Genomic DNA, 17,806 nt, shown 5'->3' on the forward strand with positions numbered 1-17,806 from the left:
GCTGGTCATCAACTAGCGATTTCCAAACAGATCGGCGAAGCGTTTTTTGTTGGCGTCGGTATCCGCCAGCGCTTTCGCCGGGTCAAACGGCATCAGTTTGATGCTGTCGCGTGCCGGGAAGCCCTGCGGGGCAGGCAACTTCGGATCGGCAGGCAGATAACCCTGCTTCAGCACCAGCCGCTGGCCTTCATCCGACAGCACGAAGTCGATAAACGCTTTCGCACCGTCCGGATTCTTCGCGTTTTTCATCATCGCTACCGGTTCGGTAACAATGCTGACGCCCTCTTTCGGGAACACAAAATCAATCGGTGCGCCCTTCGCTTTCTCGCGGATCGCCATGTAATCCACGAGCACGCCATAGGCTTTGCTGCCGGAGGTAATCGCGCTCATCACGCCGCCGTTACCGCTCTGCGGCATCGCGCCGTTGGCTTTCAGCTTCTGATACCAGGCAAAACCGAGCTGCGGATCGTTCATCAGCGTTGCCATGTGGATCTGCGCTGCGCCGGAGTAGAGCGGGCTGGGCAGCGTGGTCATGTTTTTCAGTTCAGGCTTCAGCAGATCCTGCCAGGAGGTGGGCTTCACCGGCGCTCGGGTGTGATACGCGATGCCGGTGGTGATGAGCTTGGTGCCGTAGTAGTAGCCCTGCGGGTCGTACAGCTGGGCATCGTAGCGGCTGGCCTCGGGAGAGCGATACGCCGCCAGTAAATCCTGCTTTTTGAGGGACTCCATCGTGACGCTGTCGGCGATCAGCAGCACGTCCGGGGCGGCACCGCCTGCGGCGAGTTCAGCCTGCAGGCGCGCGGTGAGTTTGGTGGTGCCGTCGCGGATCCACTTCACTTCGATGTCCGGATGCGCTTTTTCAAATGCGCTGACGGTCATCTGCGCATCTTCGTTCGGCTGGCTGGTGTAGAGCGTCAGTGTGGATGCGGCGAAAGCCGGTGCGCTTAATGCAGTCATGATAACGGCGGCCAGCGCAAGGTGCTTACTCATGGTGTATCCCCTCTGTTTTCGTTGTGATGATTAAAACAGGGGAATCTGACAAAAATATGACCAGTTTTTTTCGTAGTAATATTTTCACATTCGCGTGTCAGGATGACGAAAAAAGGGTGCCACGAGGAGCGAACAATGACCCCTGAATCCCGCCGCACGGCGATCGTCGAACTGGTGACGGCGCATGGCGAGAGCAGTATTGAGCAACTGGCGCAGCACTTTGGTGTCTCGCTGCAAACCGTGCGCAGCGATCTGCGGATGCTGACCGCTGGCGGCCTGCTGCTGCGGCGTCATGGCATGGTGGCCCCTTTCGCCCGCGAAAATATTGGCTATCAGCAGCGGGAGATCGTCAACATTCAGGGCAAGCGCTGGATCGGCGAGCGCACGGCGGTGCTGCTGGGAAACTACATGAGCTGCTTTCTTGGCACTGGCACTACGGTGGAGATGGTGGCCCGGGCGCTACCGTCGGAAACCCGGCTGGCCGTGTTTACCAATAACCTGCATGCCGCCGACGCGCTGAGTCGTCTCGCCGCCTGCGAGCTGACGGTGGCGGGCGGACGCGTGCGCAAACGCGATCTGGACGTGATCGGCAGCGATGCCCAGTCCTTTTTTAGCCGTTACCGGGTGGACGCCGGAGTGGTGTCGGTAGGGGGGATCGGCGAGGCGGGTGAACTGTATGACTATAACGATGATGAGGTCGCGGCGCGTCAGGCGCTGGTCGCCAGTGCGGCAGTGAGCGTGCTGGTGGTGGACAGCACCAAGTTTGGCCGCAGCGCTATCTGCCAGAACGGCAGCGTGGGGGATTTTGATTTCGTGATAAGCGACCGGCCGCCAACACCCAGGCAGTTCGCCGTGATGAAGCAGAAAAAAAATCAGTGGTTCGGGCGGGAGTAACCGCTGCCGGGTTAGATGGGGAACGGTGGGTACAGCCAGCCCGGTACGATCCCAGGGCAGGGACATCGCGCACCCACCCTGCCCGTTGCCGGGTTAACTGCCGCGCCATCCCTGGCGCGCTCAGGTTATTACGCCGTGCGCAGGTTCTGCGCGGCTTTCACCATGTTCGCCAGCGCGGCGCGGGTTTCCGGCCAGCCGCGGGTTTTCAGGCCGCAGTCCGGGTTCACCCACAGACGCTCCGCCGGGATACGCTGCGCCGCTTTTTGCAGCAGGGCTTCAATCCACTCCACGCTCGGTACGTTCGGCGAGTGAATGTCATACACCCCCGGCCCGATTTCGTTCGGGTATTCGAACTCCTCAAACGATTCCAGCAGCTCCATGTCGGAACGTGAGGTTTCAATGGTGATTACGTCCGCATCCAGCGCAGCAATGGAATCCATGATGTCGTTGAACTCGCAGTAACACATGTGGGTGTGGATCTGGGTATCGTCGCGCACCACGGCAGCATTGATACGGAATGCTTCCACGCCCCACTTCAGATAGTCATCCCAGTCGCTGCGACGCAGCGGCAGTCCTTCGCGCAGCGCTGGCTCATCAATCTGGATGATGCCGATACCTGCCGCTTCCAGATCCTGTACTTCGTCGCGCAGCGCCAGGGCAATCTGTCGGGCGATGGTTTCGCGGGAAACGTCTTCGCGCGGAAACGACCAGCAGAGAATGGTGACCGGCCCGGTCAGCATGCCTTTAACCGGTTTGTCGGTCAGGGACTGGGCATACTTCGCCCATTCAACGGTGATCGCTTCCGGGCGGCTGATGTCGCCGATCACCACTGGCGGCTTCACGCAGCGGGAACCGTAGCTCTGCACCCAGCCGTTCTGGGTGAACACGAAGCCGTCGAGGTGCTCGCCGAAGTACTCCACCATGTCGTTACGCTCGGCTTCACCGTGAACCAGCACGTCCAGCCCCAGGCGCTCCTGCTCAACGATGGCCTGCTTGATGTGCTCCGCGATGCCGGTGCGGTAGTTGCTGGCGTCGAGGTTACCTTTTTTGAAGTCCAGACGCAGGCCGCGGATCTCAGTGGTCTGCGGGAAGGAACCGATAGTGGTGGTCGGCCATGCCGGCAGGTTGAAACGCTCGCGCTGGGCGGCGGCACGCTGCTGGTAGTCGCTCTGGCGCTGGCTGTCTTTAGCCGTGATGGCCGCCAGGCGTTGCTCCACCGCCGGGTTGTGGACGCGGCTGGAGTGGCGACGCGCCTGAATCGGGGCGCTCCACGCAGTGATTTTGGCGGTATCGCCGCTGTTCAGGGCATCACGCAGCAGCGCCAGCTCCTCACATTTTTGCAGCGCAAAGGCGAACCAGCTTTTTACTTCAGCATCCAGACGCGTCTCAACGCTCAGGTCAATCGGGCTGTGCAGCAGCGAGCAGGATGACCCGATCCACAATTCACGTTTGCCGACGATCGCCTGGAGCTGAGCATATTTTTCCGTCAGATTGGCGCGCCAGACGTTACGCCCGTTAACCACGCCAGCCGAAAGCAGCCAGTCAGCCGGCAGGCGCTGATGAAGCTGCGCCACGTCGTCTTTACCATGCACCAGATCCACGTGCAGGCCCTGTACCGGCAGTGCAGCGATGGTATCAAGATTCGGCGTTACGCCTTCAAAGTAGGTGGTCAGCAGCAGTTTTACCTGGCCTGTCAGCGCGTCATACGCCGGTTTAAAGGCATCAAGCCATGCCTGCGGCAGCTCCAGTACCAGCGCCGGTTCATCAATCTGCACCCACTGCACGCCGCGCTTCGCCAGCTCGGCGATCACCTGCTGATACACCGGCAGAATGTCATTCAGCAGTGACAGACGGTCAAACTGCTCGCCCTTCACTTTACCCAGCCACAGGTACGTTACCGGGCCCAGCAGTACCGGCTTCACCTGATGGCCGAGCGCCAGCGCTTCGTCCACCTCGTCCAGCAGCTGGGTCCAGCTCAGGCTGAACTGCTGGCCTTTGGTGAACTCCGGCACGATGTAGTGGTAGTTGGTGTTGAACCATTTGGTCATTTCACCCGCCGCCGCCGGTTCGCCGGTCGGTGCGCGGCCGCGGCCAATGCGGAACAGGGTGTCGATATCGACGGAGCCGTCTTTATTCTGGTGACGCGCGGGAATGTTGCCCAGCAGCAGGCTGGTGGTGAGAACGTGATCGTACCAGGCGAAATCGCCCACCGGCAGCAGGTCGATACCGGCCTGTTTTTGCTGTTCCCAGTGGCGGGCACGCAGCTCGCGGCCCACCGCCAGTAATTCTTCACGGGTGCTGTTACCCGCCCAGTAGCTTTCCTGTGCTTTTTTCAGTTCGCGACGCAGGCCGACGCGGGGGAAACCGAGGGTGTGATTATAGATACTCATTGTTTTGCCTCTTAGGATTCAGTTTAATCCGGTGGTTTAGACGTCCAGATGTTTACACCGCTATAATTCGCGGTTACTGTATATTCCTCAAGCGCAAATTGTTCATGGCGAAGTGAAGGACTTTCATGATCGAGATTAAACACCTGCGAACGCTTCAGGCACTGCGAAGCTGCGGCTCTCTGGCGGCAGCGGCGGCCACGTTGCATCAGACCCAGTCGGCCCTGTCGCACCAGTTCAGCGATCTGGAACAGCGGCTCGGATTCCGCCTCTTCGTGCGCAAGAGTCAGCCTTTGCGCTTCACGCCGCAGGGCGAAATTTTGCTGCAGCTGGCCGAACAGGTTCTGCCGCAGATAAGCCGCGCGTTGCAGTCCTGTCATGAGCCGCAGCAGACGCGGCTGCGCATCGCCATTGAGTGCCACAGCTGTATTCAGTGGCTGACGCCCGCGCTGGAGAATTTCCGCCGCCAGTGGCCGCAGGTGGAGATGGACTTTAAATCGGGCGTGACCTTCGACCCACAGCCAGCGCTGCAACAGGGCGAGCTGGATATTGTTCTGACGTCAGACATCCTGCCGCGCAGCGGTCTGCACTACTCGCCGATGTTTGATTTTGAAGTGCGGCTGGTGCTGGCGCCGGATCATCCGCTGGCGGCGAACCCGCACATCACGCCGGACGATCTGGCCAGCGAGACGCTGCTGATCTACCCGGTGCAGCGTGGCCGGCTCGATATCTGGCGGCACTTCCTTCAGCCGGCTGGAGTCAGCCCGTCGCTGAAAAGCGTGGATAACACCCTGCTGCTGATCCAGATGGTGGCGGCGAACATGGGCATTGCGGCGCTGCCGCACTGGGTGGTGGAGAGTTTTGAGCGCCAGGGCCTGGTGGTCACCCGAACCCTGGGCGAAGGCTTATGGAGCCGGCTGTACGCGGCGGTGCGCGATGGCGAACAGCGTCAACCGGCTGCAGAGGCGTTTATTCGCTTTGCGCGGAATCACGCCTGCGAACATCTGCCGTTTGTGAAGAGCGCGGAGCGACCCACCGGCGATGGACCCACAGTGACGCCACTATCACTGCCCCTCCAAGGATAAAGCTCGGCCAGTGCGGCTGCTGGTGCCAGATGGCAAGGTTGACCAGCAGCCCGGCAGGCACATGCATATTGTTCATGATGCCGAGCGTGCCGGCATCAACCTGCGTCGCTCCGTAGTTCCACATGAAGTAGCCGATACCCGAAGCCGCCACACCCAGCCAGATGAGAATGCCCCACTGCAGGCCGGTGGTCGGGAGCTTCTGCGGATTGCCCATCACCACCCACGCCAGCGCCGCGATGATAAACGCCCCGAGGTAGAACCAGGAAAACGCGCTGTGCTGCGGCATCGGGTGCGTTTCCATCAGGCGTTTGTAGCCCACCATGCCGATTGCAAAGCTGATGTTTGCCAGCTGTACCAGAATCAGGCCAATCCAGAAGTGGTCGCTGACTTGGTCGTAGCGAATAATCGCCGCACCAATCACCGCCAGCCCGGCGCTCAGCAGATAGCCCCAGCGCAGACGGCGCTTGCTCAGCAGATCGTAAATCAGCGTGATGTAGAGCGGCGTCAGGACGGTAAACAGCAGGAATTCAGAGACCGTAAGATAGAGATAGGCCTGGAAGCTCAGCAGATACATGATGCCGAGCTGCATCGCGCCCACCAGCATATACAGGCTCAGGGTTTTCAGGCTGTGGCCTTTGACGCGTAAAAACGGCAGAAACACCAGTGCGGCCAGACCGACGCGCATCAGAACGGAAAAATAGCTGTCCACCTGCCCCGCCAGATATTCGCCGATCAGGCTGAACGAAAAGGCCCAGAGGATGGTGGTAATGATCAGTAGCGCCACGGCAAGAATCTCTCATGTTGATGAGAGGGCATTGTAGCGAAGCAAAAATAAACGCGTGCGACTATTTGGTTGACGAGTGGCTTAATATTAACCACTCGTCATGGGCACATTTAGTCGAGGAACAGCTTACGCAGGTAGCGCGGCACCGCGTCGTCGGCGTTGCTGCCGATCACTTCCAGCTCGGGCAGCAGATCCTTCAGGCGCTGATGGGCGTTATCCATGATGCAGCCTTTCCCCGCCATCGACAGCATCTCTTTGTCATTCATGCCATCGCCAAAGGCGATGCAGGACGCGAGGTTATAGCCCATTGCTTTGGATACTGCTTCCAGCGCGTGGCCTTTCGAGACGCCGCCCGCCATCACTTCCAGGCAGGTCAGGGTTGAGAAGCTGACGTTAACGCGGTCACCCCAACGGGCATTGATCGCCTGCTCGAGCGGCAGCAGCGTTTCGTGGGTGTCGCAGGTAAAGAACACTTTGCTGATCCCTTCCGGCTCCAGCAGGCCCGGCTCGTAGAGCGAGTACTGGAATACCGCTTCCTGGAAGAAGCGCATCTCATCGGGACGGTGGCGGCTGATGAACCACTCGTCGTCGCGGTAGATATTCGTAATGATGTCCGGGTGGTTATGCATCATGCCGAACAGGTCAGTGGCGATGTCGCGATCGAGGTTATGCGTGAACACCAGATTACCGGCGGTGTCGTGCACGCGCGCGCCATTCGAGGTGATCATGTAGGCTTCAATTTCGAGGTTGTCGCGGATCTGGCCGACGTCAACATGGTGACGACCGGTGGCGAAAACAAAGTGGATACCGCGTGACGTCAGCAGGCGCAGCGTCTCTTTCGCATAGGGCGTAAGGCGATGTTCGGGGGATAACAATGTGCCATCTAAATCGGACGCAACAACCTGATACATAAGAATAATTCAACCTCTGATAGTAAATGCGATGCGGGCGGGCCGCAGTAGATTAACGGTGCCGGTCAAAAAACCCGACAATGGCATGGAGTGCAACTGCACGCATCGCGTCCTTCTCAAACAGGATCTCATGGTATGCGCCTTTTATGACGTAAGGTTTACCCCCCTCACACGGGTAGCCTGCCGCGGCGCGAAGCTCGCAGAAGCGGTCGTGCATGCGGTTATCCACCACCTGCTCCTCTTCGGCCTGAATCAGCAGCATCGGGGTGGTAACGGCAGTGGCACCTGCCATCACCTGCTCCCCGGCCAGTACGCCTTCGCGCACCCAGTGATACGTCGGCCCGCCCACGCGCAGCCGTGGCTCATCGGCATAGAAGCGCAGATTGCGCCGGTAGCGCTGGCGGCTGTGGGTCAGAACATTGACGCTGAACGGCAGTGCCCGCCAGCGACCGGTGCCGATGGCATAGCCGTCGCGTACCCGGGGATGGCCCTCCGCCCAGTCGAGGATCTGACGCACCATCCACTCCGGCAGACGCATCACGATGCCAAACATCGGCGCGCAGAGCGCAATGGCGTCGCAGGCATCCGGCTGACGCTGCAAAAACAGCGTGGCGATAGCACCGCCCATGGAATGACCCAGAATAAAACGCTGACGCCACGGCCCGGCAGCCACTTCCTGCTGCCAGAAGGCGGCAAAGTCATCGACGTAGTCGCTGAAGTTCACCACATGCCCGCGGTGGGTATCATCGAGCATCCGCCCGGAGCGGCCCTGGCCGCGGTGATCGATAATCAGAATATCGAACCCGCAGTGGAACAGATCGTACGCCAGCTCGGCATACTTCACGTAGCTTTCGATGCGGCCCGGGCAGATCACCACCACCCGATCGTTGTTGACGCCACGGAAACGCACGAAGCGCACCGGTATCCCGTCTACGCCCGTCAGTTCGCCCTCTTCACGCTGCTGCCAGAACGCGGTCAGCGGCCCCATGGTGAACGCAGCGAACGCGTCCTCCCGCGATTTCCATTCGGATTTGTGCTGAAACATAGGGTGATTTGCGCCGTATTATCGTGAGTTAAACGCTTTTCTGTGATTCGTAGCACAACTACAAGCAATAGCGTATTGTGGCATAAAAGTGTACATCCAGGAATCAGACATGACCCTCGACTGGTGGTTTGCCTATCTTCTTACCTCGGTGATTTTAAGCGTATCTCCCGGCTCCGGGGCGATTAACACCATGACCACCGCCATCAGTCACGGCTATCGTGGCGCGGCGGCGTCCATCGCCGGGTTGCAGACCGGGCTGGCGATCCATATCGTCCTGGTGGGCGTCGGGCTGGGCACGCTGTTCTCACGCTCGCTGCTGGCGTTTGAAATATTGAAGTGGGCTGGCGCGGCGTACCTCATCTGGCTCGGCATCCAGCAGTGGCGCGCAGCGGGCGCGCTCGATCTCAATACCCTGGCCCATACCCAGTCGCGCGGGCGGCTGTTTAAGCGCGCGGTGTTTGTGAACCTGACCAACCCGAAAAGCATCGTGTTTCTTGCCGCGCTGTTCCCGCAGTTCATCGTCCCGCAGCAGCCGCAGGTGATGCAGTATGTGGTGCTGGGCGTCACTACCGTGGTGGTGGATATCATTGTGATGATCGGATACGCCACACTCGCCACCCGCATTGCGGCCTGGATCAAAGGCCCGCGCCAGATGAAGGCGCTGAACCGGGTGTTCGGTTCGCTGTTTATGGCGATAGGCGCGCTGCTGGCGACCGCACGTTCTCACTGATTGCGGGTCGATTTTCTGAGCAACAGGCTATACAGTGTCGGCTTCGCAACGACGTGCAGCTATCGGAGAACCCATGCGGGAAAAATTACGCACCCCGGAAGGAAAGAAATTCCTTCTCTGCCTGGTTATTGTCTTTTTGATCGCCGGGTCCGTCATTTCGACGGTGACGTTTGAAGGCGTCGAGGACCAGTACAACCTGCCGATGGAAAACTGGCCGGTGTCGCTGTTCATCATGCAGGGCGTCTGGACCTTTATCTATACCATCGTCTTTACCATTCTCGGCTCGCTGCCGTTTGGCTTTTACTTCCTCGGCCCGAAAGACGATCGCGGCTGATGAAAACGACAACGCCCGCAGCTGGCGGGCGTTGTGATTCAGCGCTAACGTGCGCGGTTCAGCGCGAGATAATCAGGTGGATACCGAACCCGGCAAACAGTACGCCGGCGACGCCGTCGATCCATTTCGCCAGCCGCTGATAGCCGCGACGCATTTTTGGCAGCGCAAACAGGCTGGCCACCAGGCTAAACCAGGCCAGGGTTTCCACAGCAATCAGCACAAAGATGCCCCAGCGCTCGGCGCTGCCCACGCTGTCGCCGACAAACAGCGAGAAGACGCTGCCAAAATAGATGATGGCTTTCGGGTTCGCCAGATTGGTCAGCAGCCCCTTAATAAAGCTGCGTCCGCCGTGCGCCAGTTCAACCGCCGGAGCATCGGTCGCCGGCTCGCCCTTCTTCAGCGCACCGCGCAGCATCTGATAGCCCATCCAGCACAGATAAAGCCCACCGCCGACCATAATAATGTTGTGCAGCCACGCCATTTTTTCGAGGATTAAGTGCAGGCCGAGCAGCGCCACGCCCGCCCAAATCATGACGCCTGCGGTAATACCCAGCACGCCCATCATGGCTTCTTTACGGGAACGGCTGACCGCCGTCTGAGAGACGAAAAAGAAATCGGGGCCGGGGCTCAGCAGGGCAACGAGATGCACCATCGCCACCGTCAGGAACAGCATCAACATAAACATGACTCGCGGAAAAAAAGTGAAGGGGGATTATCCTGCCACGTTCGGGCCAACGTGGCTACTCTTCATCGTCCCCGTCGACGTGGCTGCGGATGCAGGCCATAAACTCGCGGCCAAAGCGCTCCAGCTTGCGGGTGCCGACGCCGTTGATACCCAGCATTTCACCCGGTGACACCGGCATCTGCTCCGCCATCTCAATGAGCGTGGCATCGTTGAACACCACGTAAGGGGGGATATTCTCTTCATCCGCGATGGCCTTGCGCAGTTTGCGCAGCCGGGCGAACAGCTTCCGATCGTAATTACCGCCGTAGGACTTCTGCGCCACGCGCGGTTTCAGCGCCACGACGCGCGGCACGGCGAGCATCAGCGGCGCTTCACCGCGCAGGAACGGGCGCGCCGCTTCAGTGAGCTGCAGCGCCGAATGCGCAGCGATGTTCTGCGTCACTACGCCGAGGTGAATGAGCTGGCGGATGACGCTCACCCAGTGCTCGGTGGTGTGATCGCGGCCTTCGCCGTAAATCTTCAGCTTGTCGTGGCCCAGCTCGCGGATGCGCTGGTTATTCGCGCCGCGCAGCACTTCCACGACATAGCCCATGCCAAAGCGCTGGCCGACACGGTAGATGCAGGAGAGCGCTTTCTGGGCGTCCACCAGCCCGTCGTAGCGGCGCGGCGGATCGAGGCAAACATCGCAGTTGCCACAGGCCTGCTGACGACCTTCGCCGAAATAGTTAAGCAGCACCAGACGGCGGCAGGTTTGCGCTTCGGCAAACGCGCCCATCGCGTTGAGCTTGTGGCGTTCAATATCCTGCAGCGGACCAGGCTGTTTCTCTTCGAGACATTTGCGCAGCCAGGCCATATCCGCCGGATCGTAAAACAGCATCGCTTCCGCAGGCAGGCCGTCGCGCCCGGCGCGTCCGGTTTCCTGGTAGTAGGATTCGATGTTGCGGGGAATATCGAAGTGCACCACGAAGCGCACGTTGGGCTTGTTGATCCCCATACCGAACGCCACGGTTGCCACCACGATTTGCAGATCGTCGCGCTGGAATTTTTCCTGCACATCGGCGCGCACCTGCGGCTCCAGCCCGGCGTGATAGGCACCGGCGCTGATGCCTTTGCTTTGCAGACGCGCGGCGGTGTCTTCCACTTTCGCCCGGCTGTTGCAGTAGATAATGCCGGATTTACCGCGCTGCTCCTGAACGTAACGCATCAGCTGATCGAGCGGCTTAAACTTCTCCATCAGCATGTAGCGGATATTCGGGCGGTCGAAGCTGCTGATCTGAATCAGCGGATCGTGCAAACCGAGCAGCCGGACGATGTCGAGACGCGTGGTATCGTCCGCAGTGGCGGTCAGTGCGATAAAGGGGACGTTCGGCAGGCGCTCGCGCAGCTGGCCCAGCGCGGCATATTCCGGGCGGAAATCGTGGCCCCACTGGGAAATACAGTGCGCCTCATCCACCGCGACCATCGCCAGCGGCCAACGGCTGAGCTGTTCAATGAAGTTATCCATCATCAACCGCTCGGGCGCGATATAGAGTAAGCGGACCTGGCCGGTACGGCAGCCGGCAAGCACCTCAAGCTGCTGGTCGCGGCTCTGGGTGGAATTGAGGCAGGCCGCCGCCACGCCGTTGGCGAGCAGTTGATCGACCTGGTCTTTCATCAGCGAGATGAGCGGCGATACCACCACCGTCAGGCCGTCGTTGACCAGCGCCGGGATTTGATAGCACAGTGACTTACCGCCGCCGGTAGGCATCACCACCAGACAATCGCGCCCGCCGAGCACGGTATTGATGATGGTTTCCTGGCCCGGGCGAAACTGCTGGTAGCCGAAGGTTTCCTGCAAAACCTGTCGAGCCAGCGATTCCTGATTCATAACTTCCGCCTGCGCCACGCTTACCCCACTACCTTAAAAATAAAACAGGCGCTATTTTCAGCGCCTGCGTCAGAAACTGCAATGCTTTAGAACAGATCGTTAAGCATAACCCCGACACCGACGCGTGTCTGGTTAAAGTTGTAATCGATTAACGATTCTCCGTAGCCGCTCCACACCTGGGTATAGAGACGCACGTGTTTTGTGACCGGATAGCTCAGGCCCAGCTCCGCACCGCCGTAGCCGGTGTTCCAGTTGTACTGGCCTTTCGCGCTGAGGATCGCTTCGCCAATCTGGTAGCCCAGCTTCAGCTGGTAGTAGCCCATATACTTCGTGATATCCGGGTTGTCATCGGTGCTGCCCATCACGTACCACGGCTTCACTTCCACCAGCCAGTTACCGTTTTGCGCCATCAGGCGGGTATAGAGACGGTTCCAGCTGCGTGAGGTCGGATCTGAGCGACCGTTAGAGTCGTGGTTGTAGCCAAACTCCACGTCGCGCAGCGTCCAGCCCGCCAGGCGGTAGTCCGTTGCGAACCCGAGGAACAGCTGCGGTTCATAGTTGGTTTCGCGGAACGGGGACGATTCGCCGCTGTTGGAGAGCTGCCACCAGGATTTCTGGGTATAGGATGCGCCCAGCACCGAGTTCGGCCCCATGATGCCGCGCCAGAACGGGAACGCCAGGCTTAACTGGAATTTAACTTCGTCCTTACGGGCGTTATCTGACCAGTCATAGGAGCCGATAGCTTCTTTATTCAGATCGCTGGTGACGGTATAGAGCAGATAGTTGCTTTCATACGGATAGAGCGTGAACGGATTGTCGTGCTCCTGCAGCAGGTTAGCGATGATACTGCCGCGTACCGCAGGCGCATCATGGACTTCTTTAATCGTGGCTTCCTGTGCCAGAGCGGCGCAGGGCAGCAGAATTGCTGCCATTACAAAACCCAGAAACGAACGCATCTGAATGTTCTCCCGAACCTGATTATTGCGTAGTTATTATTTACTGCGAGCTATTCTACATATTTCCGGCATATCTGCGCGGTTATCGTTTCTTAAAGTGGAAACCAACAAATCATAATCATAAAATCAACATTCTATTAACCAATGCTGTTTGCTGGTCTAAGGATGCACCATGTCTACCACCCTGAGCGCCGACCAGGCGTTACAACTTGTCGGTGAAATCTTCGTCTATCATATGCCGTTTAACCGCGCTCTGGGCCTCGAACTGGAGCGCTACGAGCCGGCGTTCGCGCAGCTCGCCTTCAGTAACCAGCCGATGATGGTGGGTAACTGGGCGCAAAGCATTCTGCACGGCGGCGTGATCGCCTCGGCGCTGGACGTGGCCGCCGGGCTGGTGTGCGTCGGCAGTACGCTGACGCGCCACGAGAGTATCACCGAAGAGGAACTGCGTCAGCGCCTGTCAAAGATGGGCACTATCGATCTGCGCGTGGACTACCTGCGCCCCGGCCGCGGTACGCGCTTCACCGCAACCAGCACGCTGCTGCGCGCCGGGAATAAAGTCTCGGTGGCCCGCGTCGAACTGCATAATGAAGAGCTGCGCCATATCGCCAGCGCCACCGCAACCTACATGGTGGGGTAGGTAGGGTAAATCTGCGCTGAATGATAAGATGCCTCCACGATTTTACGACGAGTTGTTTTCATGGATGCTAAGCAGACGCGGCAGGGCGTGTTACTCGCGCTGGCCGCTTATTTTATTTGGGGTATCGCCCCGGCCTATTTCAAGCTCATTCACTACGTTCCGGCGGATGAGATCCTGACCCACCGCGTTATCTGGTCGTTCTTCTTTATGGTGGCGCTGATCGCCATTACGCGCCAGTGGGGGCAGATCAAGCGCCTGTTCCAGACCCCGAAAAAAGTGTTTGCCCTCGCGCTGAGTGCGGTACTGGTTGGCGGTAACTGGCTGCTGTTTATCTGGTCCGTGAATAACCATCATATGCTGGAGGCCAGCCTCGGCTACTTTATCAACCCGCTGGTGAATATTTTGCTCGGGATGGTGTTCCTCGGCGAACGCTTCCGCCGTATGCAGTGGGTCGCGGTATTGCTGGCCGTGGGCGGCGTACTGGTACAGCTCTGGACCTTCGGCTCGCTGCCGATCATCGCCCTGGGCCTCGCCTTCAGCTTTGCGTTCTATGGTCTGGTGCGCAAGAAGATCGCCGTCGAGGCGCAGGTCGGTATGCTGTTTGAAACCCTGTGGCTGCTGCCGGTCGCGGCGTTTTACCTGTTCTTCTACGCCGACAGCCCGACCAGCCACATGGGCAACAACCCGATGTCGCTCAACCTGCTGCTGATCGCTGCCGGTGTGGTGACCACCATTCCTCTGCTGTGCTTCACCGGTGCCGCAACGCGCCTGCGTCTCTCCACGCTCGGCTTCTTCCAGTACATTGGTCCGACGCTGATGTTCCTGCTGGCGGTGCTGTTCTACGACGAAGTGCCGGGTGCCGATAAGATGGTGACCTTCGCCTTTATCTGGATCGCGCTGGCGGTCTTCGTGATGGATGCGATATACACCCAGCGTAGATCGCGTATCAGATAAAAAGCGCCGCACAGAAAACATCAAAAGGAGCTTTCGCTCCCTGTTTTTACAGCCAGTTACGGCGCTTGAAGTAGAGATACGGCGCCAGTCCGGCGAGCAGCATCAGGATGATTGCACCGGGGTAGCCGAAGCTCCACTTCAGCTCTGGCATAAACTCGAAGTTCATCCCGTAGCTGGAGGCCACCAGCGTCGGCGGCAGGAACACCACCGAGACCACCGAGAAGATCTTGATGATGCGGTTCTGCTCGATGTTGATAAAACCCATCGCCGCCTGCATCAGGAAGTTCACCTTCTGGAACAGGGATTCGTTGTGCGGCAGCAGGGATTCGATATCGCGCAGGATCTCACGCGCCTGCTCAAGCTGTCCGCCAGGAATACGCGCTTTACGCACCAGGAAGTTCAGGGCGCGCTGGGTATCCATCAGGCACAGACGCACCTTCCAGCCCACGTCTTCCAGCTCGGCCAGCGTCGAGAGCGCTTCGTCATATTCATCGCCCTGATGACCTTCCATGATGACGCGGCTTAGCTTTTCCAGATCGCTATAGATGTTTTCAATTTCGTCCGCCAGCTGTTCGATTTTGGTTTCAAACAGGTCGAGCAGCAGCTCGTAGGCGTTGCCGTCCATCATCTCCTGGCTGCGGGCGCGCATGCGGTACAGGCGAAACGCCGGCAGTTCGCGCTCGCGCAGGGTATAGAGACGCCCTTCGCGAATGGTAAAGGCCACGGTTGAGTTACCGGAGTGCCCTTCCGCATCTTCGAAGAAGAAGAAAGAGTGAATGTGCAAACCGTCTTCGTCTTCGAAGAAACGCGCCGACGCCTCGATGTCTTCCAGTTCCGGGCGAGTGGCGAGGTTCTGACCCAGCTCGGTTTGAACGTACTGACGCTCGCTGTCGTCCGGCTCGACCAGATCGACCCATACGGAGGCAGCGAGAAGCTGCTTCTCATCGGATTCGAGGCGTGAAAGACGGTTTTTTTCCAGTTGATATGCGCTCAGCATGACCGGGACTCCCAATGCATAAAATTATCGGACAGTTCGGTGGGCACACAGAAACGTAAGGTTTCAGACCATTGACAGTCTGACTCAGCGCGACGAGAAGGGGATAACAGGTCGCTGACAACCACTAAGGCCATCAGCGCGAGGAGATAGCCTTAGGAGTTGTTCCTGGATGACAGGTTGAGCCAGTATCTACTGGGTGTGTCCAAGGCGAATGTCCTCTTAGCGTAATCGTGCGCGCATGTTACGCCAGCGAAAAACCAGCGTCAACACGCAACGGGGGCGCCAAAGAATAATAAATGCCCGTAATACATAAAGGGTAGCAGACGGGCGGAGAATTATGTGAATTTACGATGACTTACACGGTTTCGAGCTTCGCATAAGCGGCAACCAGCCACTTGATCCCCTGCCCCTGGAACGCCACCTGCAGGCGGCTGTGCTCGCCGTTGCCTTCAAGGTTAACGATGGTGCCTTCACCGAATTTCGGGTGACGCACGCGCTGGCCGAGCTTATAGCCGGAATCGTTTTGCGCCATCGGCGTGCCCATCTGTTTATGGCTTACCGGGCGGCTGATGCTGGCGCGCAAACGCACCTCTTCCACGCAGTTTTCCGGTAGCTCGCCGATGAAGCGCGACGGACGGTGATAGGCCTCTTTGCCATAAAGCCGGCGGGTTTCCGCGTAGGTCAGGGTCAGCTTCTGCATGGCGCGAGTCACGCCCACGTAGGCCAGACGGCGTTCTTCCTCCAGACGACCGCCTTCATCCAGCGCCATCTGACTCGGGAACATCCCTTCTTCCATTCCGACGATGAATACCTGCGGGAATTCCAGCCCTTTCGCGGAGTGCATGGTCATCAGTTGCACCGCGTCCTGCCAGGTATCCGCCTGCCCTTCCCCCGCTTCCAGCGCAGCGTGGGAGAGAAACGCCTGCAGCGGCATCAGGTCTTCATCTTCGTCGTTGTAGCTGAACTGGCGCGTTGCCGTCACCAGTTCCTCTAAGTTTTCGATACGGGTCTGGCCCTTTTCACCTTTCTCCTGCTCATACATCTGGCGCAGGCCGGAGTCTTTAATCACCCGATCGGTCTGGACGTGCAGCGGCATATCAACCGTCTCGTGGGCCAGGGCGTCGATCAGCTCCAGGAAACGCTGCAGGGCACTGGCTGCGCGACCGGCCAGCGCTTTTTCCTGCAGCAGCTCGCGGCAGGCGCTCCACAGCGTCAGCTGTCGTTCCCGGGCGGTCTGACGCACCACGTTCAGCGTGCGATCGCCGATGCCGCGCGTCGGGGTATTCACTACACGCTCAAACGCCGCGTCGTCGTTACGGTTGGCGATGAGGCGCAGGTAGGAGAGCGCATCTTTGATCTCCTGGCGTTCGAAGAAGCGCATCCCGCCGTAAATGCGGTACGGCATACTCGCTTGCAGCAGCGCCTCTTCCAGCACGCGCGACTGGGCGTTGCTGCGATAAAGAATGGCGCACTGGGCCAGCTGGCCACCGTTCTCATGCCAGGTTTTGATGCGGTTGACCACGAAGCGCGCTTCGTCCAGCTCGTTGAAGGCGCAGTAGAGTGAAATGGGTTCGCCGTCGCTGCCGTCAGTCCACAGCTCTTTCCCCAGACGCCCGGTGTTGTTAGCGATCAGGGCGTTGGCCGCGTTCAGGATATTGTTGGTTGAGCGGTAATTCTGTTCCAGACGGATGGTTTCTGCGCCGGGGAAATCGTTCAGGAAACGCTGAATGTTCTCAACCTGAGCACCGCGCCAGCCGTAGATCGACTGGTCATCGTCGCCGACGATCATTACCTTGCCGGTGTCCCCCGCCAGCAGACGGATCCACGCGTACTGGATGCTGTTGGTGTCCTGGAATTCGTCCACCAGAATATTGGTGAAGCGCTCGCGGTAGTGATTAAGGATGTGCGGTTTATTGAGCCACAGCTCGTGGGCGCGCAGCAGCAGCTCGGCGAAGTCCACCAGCCCGGCGCGATCGCACGCTTCCTGGTATGCCTGATACACCTTCTGCCAGGTTTGCTCTACCGGGTTGCCGTAGCTCTGGATATGGTGCGGGCGCAGCCCTTCATCTTTTTTACCGTTGATAAACCACATCGCCTGGCGCGGCGGCCACTGCTTCTCATCCAGATTCAGCGCTTTGATCAGGCGCTTAAGCAGGCGCAACTGGTCTTCGCTGTCGAGGATCTGGAAATCCTGCGGCAGCCCGGCGTCCATGTGGTGCGCACGCAGCAGACGGTGCGCCAGACCGTGGAAGGTGCCGACCCACATACCGCCCTGGGTAGTTCCCATCAGCTGGCCTATACGGTGACGCATCTCCGCTGCGGCTTTATTGGTGAAAGTCACCGCCATGATGGAGTATGGAGAGCAGTTCTCAACGCTCATCAGCCAGGCGATACGGTGCACCAGCACGCGCGTCTTGCCGCTGCCCGCCCCAGCCAGCACCAGCATATTGGTGCGCGCTGCCGCCACGGCGTCACGCTGTTTATCGTTAAGGCTGTCGAGCAGGTAAGAAACGTCCATTGGCACCGCCGGTGATGAATACTGGTATT

Annotated in this window: 17 protein-coding genes; 6 read left to right on the top strand and 11 right to left on the bottom strand. The window is 59.1% G+C overall.

Features of this window, described 5'->3' with window-relative positions:
* Positions 1 to 12: 12 nt before the first annotated feature.
* Positions 13 to 990, bottom strand: a complete 978-nt coding sequence (locus ET34_RS0115885; RefSeq protein WP_031523704.1) for an ABC transporter substrate-binding protein — start codon at positions 988 to 990, stop codon at positions 13 to 15.
* A gap of 135 nt (positions 991 to 1,125) precedes the next feature.
* Between ET34_RS0115885 and ET34_RS0115890 the strand changes: the two genes are divergently transcribed.
* The gene (locus ET34_RS0115890; RefSeq protein WP_035891579.1) at positions 1,126 to 1,884 is read left to right on the top strand and encodes a DeoR/GlpR family DNA-binding transcription regulator; all 759 of its coding nucleotides are present in this window, start codon (positions 1,126 to 1,128) and stop codon (positions 1,882 to 1,884) included.
* Positions 1,885 to 2,012: 128 nt separating this feature from the next.
* Here the strand turns inward: ET34_RS0115890 and metE are convergent, their stop codons facing one another.
* The gene (metE, locus tag ET34_RS0115895) at positions 2,013 to 4,274 is read right to left on the bottom strand and encodes a 5-methyltetrahydropteroyltriglutamate--homocysteine S-methyltransferase (protein ID WP_031523708.1); all 2,262 of its coding nucleotides are present in this window, start codon (positions 4,272 to 4,274) and stop codon (positions 2,013 to 2,015) included.
* 125 nt (positions 4,275 to 4,399) lie between these two features.
* On the opposite strand from metE, the gene metR reads away from it, so the two are divergent.
* Positions 4,400 to 5,356 (top strand): HTH-type transcriptional regulator MetR, encoded by a 957-nt coding sequence (gene metR / locus ET34_RS22035; RefSeq protein ID WP_072002047.1) that lies wholly within the window; start codon positions 4,400 to 4,402, stop codon positions 5,354 to 5,356.
* On the opposite strand, the gene ET34_RS0115915 is transcribed toward metR, so the two are convergent.
* The 3 genes from ET34_RS0115915 to pldB form a co-directional block, all read right to left on the bottom strand.
* Entirely contained in the window at positions 5,241 to 6,140 is a 900-nt protein-coding gene (locus tag ET34_RS0115915) for a carboxylate/amino acid/amine transporter (RefSeq protein WP_031523711.1), read from the bottom strand. The two genes, metR and ET34_RS0115915, sit on opposite strands and share 116 nt — an antisense overlap.
* 110 nt (positions 6,141 to 6,250) lie before the next feature.
* Positions 6,251 to 7,051, bottom strand: coding sequence for a sugar/pyridoxal phosphate phosphatase YigL (gene yigL, locus ET34_RS0115920; RefSeq protein WP_031523714.1), 801 nt, complete (start codon positions 7,049 to 7,051; stop codon positions 6,251 to 6,253).
* 52 nt (positions 7,052 to 7,103) lie between these two features.
* Positions 7,104 to 8,096: a lysophospholipase L2 gene (pldB, locus tag ET34_RS0115925; RefSeq protein WP_031523716.1), complete on the bottom strand. Its 993-nt coding sequence runs from the start codon at positions 8,094 to 8,096 to the stop codon at positions 7,104 to 7,106.
* Positions 8,097 to 8,205: 109 nt separating this feature from the next.
* Between pldB and rhtB the strand changes: the two genes are divergently transcribed.
* Positions 8,206 to 8,826, top strand: a complete 621-nt coding sequence (gene rhtB / locus ET34_RS0115930; protein ID WP_031523718.1) for a homoserine/homoserine lactone efflux protein — start codon at positions 8,206 to 8,208, stop codon at positions 8,824 to 8,826.
* Positions 8,827 to 8,899: 73 nt separating this feature from the next.
* Entirely contained in the window at positions 8,900 to 9,160 is a 261-nt protein-coding gene (locus tag ET34_RS0115935; protein ID WP_031523720.1) for a DUF2534 family protein, read from the top strand.
* A gap of 58 nt (positions 9,161 to 9,218) precedes the next feature.
* On the opposite strand, the gene rhtC is transcribed toward ET34_RS0115935, so the two are convergent.
* The 3 genes from rhtC to pldA form a co-directional block, all read right to left on the bottom strand.
* Positions 9,219 to 9,839 carry a threonine export protein RhtC gene (gene rhtC, locus ET34_RS0115940; RefSeq protein WP_031523722.1) on the bottom strand — a complete coding sequence of 207 codons (621 nt, stop codon included), beginning with the start codon at positions 9,837 to 9,839 and terminating at the stop codon, positions 9,219 to 9,221.
* Positions 9,840 to 9,900: 61 nt separating this feature from the next.
* Positions 9,901 to 11,730, bottom strand: coding sequence for an ATP-dependent DNA helicase RecQ (gene recQ, locus ET34_RS0115945; RefSeq protein ID WP_031523724.1), 1,830 nt, complete (start codon positions 11,728 to 11,730; stop codon positions 9,901 to 9,903).
* A gap of 68 nt (positions 11,731 to 11,798) precedes the next feature.
* Positions 11,799 to 12,668 (bottom strand): phospholipase A, encoded by an 870-nt coding sequence (gene pldA / locus ET34_RS0115950; protein WP_031523725.1) that lies wholly within the window; start codon positions 12,666 to 12,668, stop codon positions 11,799 to 11,801.
* A gap of 172 nt (positions 12,669 to 12,840) precedes the next feature.
* Here pldA and yigI point away from each other — a divergent pair, with 172 nt between their 5' ends.
* Together yigI and rarD are read left to right on the top strand one after the other, a co-directional pair.
* Entirely contained in the window at positions 12,841 to 13,308 is a 468-nt protein-coding gene (gene yigI / locus ET34_RS0115955; RefSeq protein WP_031523727.1) for an acyl-CoA thioesterase YigI, read from the top strand.
* Between the two features lie 60 nt (positions 13,309 to 13,368).
* A complete protein-coding gene (gene rarD, locus ET34_RS0115960; protein ID WP_031523729.1) occupies positions 13,369 to 14,262 on the top strand; it encodes an EamA family transporter RarD in 894 nt (297 codons plus the stop codon).
* Positions 14,263 to 14,308: 46 nt separating this feature from the next.
* Here the strand turns inward: rarD and corA are convergent, their stop codons facing one another.
* The 3 genes from corA to uvrD all read right to left on the bottom strand — a co-directional run bounded on the left by corA (position 14,309) and on the right by uvrD (position 17,777).
* Complete coding sequence (gene corA / locus ET34_RS0115965) at positions 14,309 to 15,259, bottom strand: magnesium/cobalt transporter CorA (RefSeq protein WP_031523730.1); 951 nt, start codon at positions 15,257 to 15,259, stop codon at positions 14,309 to 14,311.
* 152 nt (positions 15,260 to 15,411) lie between these two features.
* Entirely contained in the window at positions 15,412 to 15,465 is a 54-nt protein-coding gene (gene ysgD, locus ET34_RS22995; RefSeq protein ID WP_219927035.1) for a YsgD/CorL family protein, read from the bottom strand.
* A 149-nt stretch (positions 15,466 to 15,614) separates the two neighbouring features.
* Positions 15,615 to 17,777 carry a DNA helicase II gene (gene uvrD, locus ET34_RS0115970; RefSeq protein WP_031523732.1) on the bottom strand — a complete coding sequence of 721 codons (2,163 nt, stop codon included), beginning with the start codon at positions 17,775 to 17,777 and terminating at the stop codon, positions 15,615 to 15,617.
* Positions 17,778 to 17,806 lie beyond the last annotated feature (29 nt).

Origin of the sequence: Siccibacter colletis (assembly GCF_000696575.1) — a bacterium.
Classification (GTDB): domain Bacteria; phylum Pseudomonadota; class Gammaproteobacteria; order Enterobacterales; family Enterobacteriaceae; genus Siccibacter; species Siccibacter colletis.

Bases quoted from the DNA above. Each gene is read 5' to 3' on its own strand.
- metR (WP_072002047.1), top strand. From the start codon at position 4,400: ATGATCGAGATTAAACACCTGCGAACGCTTCAGGCACTGCGAAGCTGC.
- ET34_RS0115935 (WP_031523720.1), top strand. From the start codon at position 8,900: ATGCGGGAAAAATTACGCACCCCGGAAGGAAAGAAATTCCTTCTCTGC.
- pldB (WP_031523716.1), bottom strand. From the start codon at position 8,096: ATGTTTCAGCACAAATCCGAATGGAAATCGCGGGAGGACGCGTTCGCT.
- yigL (WP_031523714.1), bottom strand. From the start codon at position 7,051: ATGTATCAGGTTGTTGCGTCCGATTTAGATGGCACATTGTTATCCCCC.
- uvrD (WP_031523732.1), bottom strand. From the start codon at position 17,777: ATGGACGTTTCTTACCTGCTCGACAGCCTTAACGATAAACAGCGTGAC.
- ET34_RS0115890 (WP_035891579.1), top strand. From the start codon at position 1,126: ATGACCCCTGAATCCCGCCGCACGGCGATCGTCGAACTGGTGACGGCG.
- rhtC (WP_031523722.1), bottom strand. From the start codon at position 9,839: ATGTTGATGCTGTTCCTGACGGTGGCGATGGTGCATCTCGTTGCCCTG.
- yigI (WP_031523727.1), top strand. From the start codon at position 12,841: ATGTCTACCACCCTGAGCGCCGACCAGGCGTTACAACTTGTCGGTGAA.
- rhtB (WP_031523718.1), top strand. From the start codon at position 8,206: ATGACCCTCGACTGGTGGTTTGCCTATCTTCTTACCTCGGTGATTTTA.
- ET34_RS0115885 (WP_031523704.1), bottom strand. From the start codon at position 990: ATGAGTAAGCACCTTGCGCTGGCCGCCGTTATCATGACTGCATTAAGC.
- corA (WP_031523730.1), bottom strand. From the start codon at position 15,259: ATGCTGAGCGCATATCAACTGGAAAAAAACCGTCTTTCACGCCTCGAA.
- rarD (WP_031523729.1), top strand. From the start codon at position 13,369: ATGGATGCTAAGCAGACGCGGCAGGGCGTGTTACTCGCGCTGGCCGCT.
- pldA (WP_031523725.1), bottom strand. From the start codon at position 12,668: ATGCGTTCGTTTCTGGGTTTTGTAATGGCAGCAATTCTGCTGCCCTGC.
- metE (WP_031523708.1), bottom strand. From the start codon at position 4,274: ATGAGTATCTATAATCACACCCTCGGTTTCCCCCGCGTCGGCCTGCGT.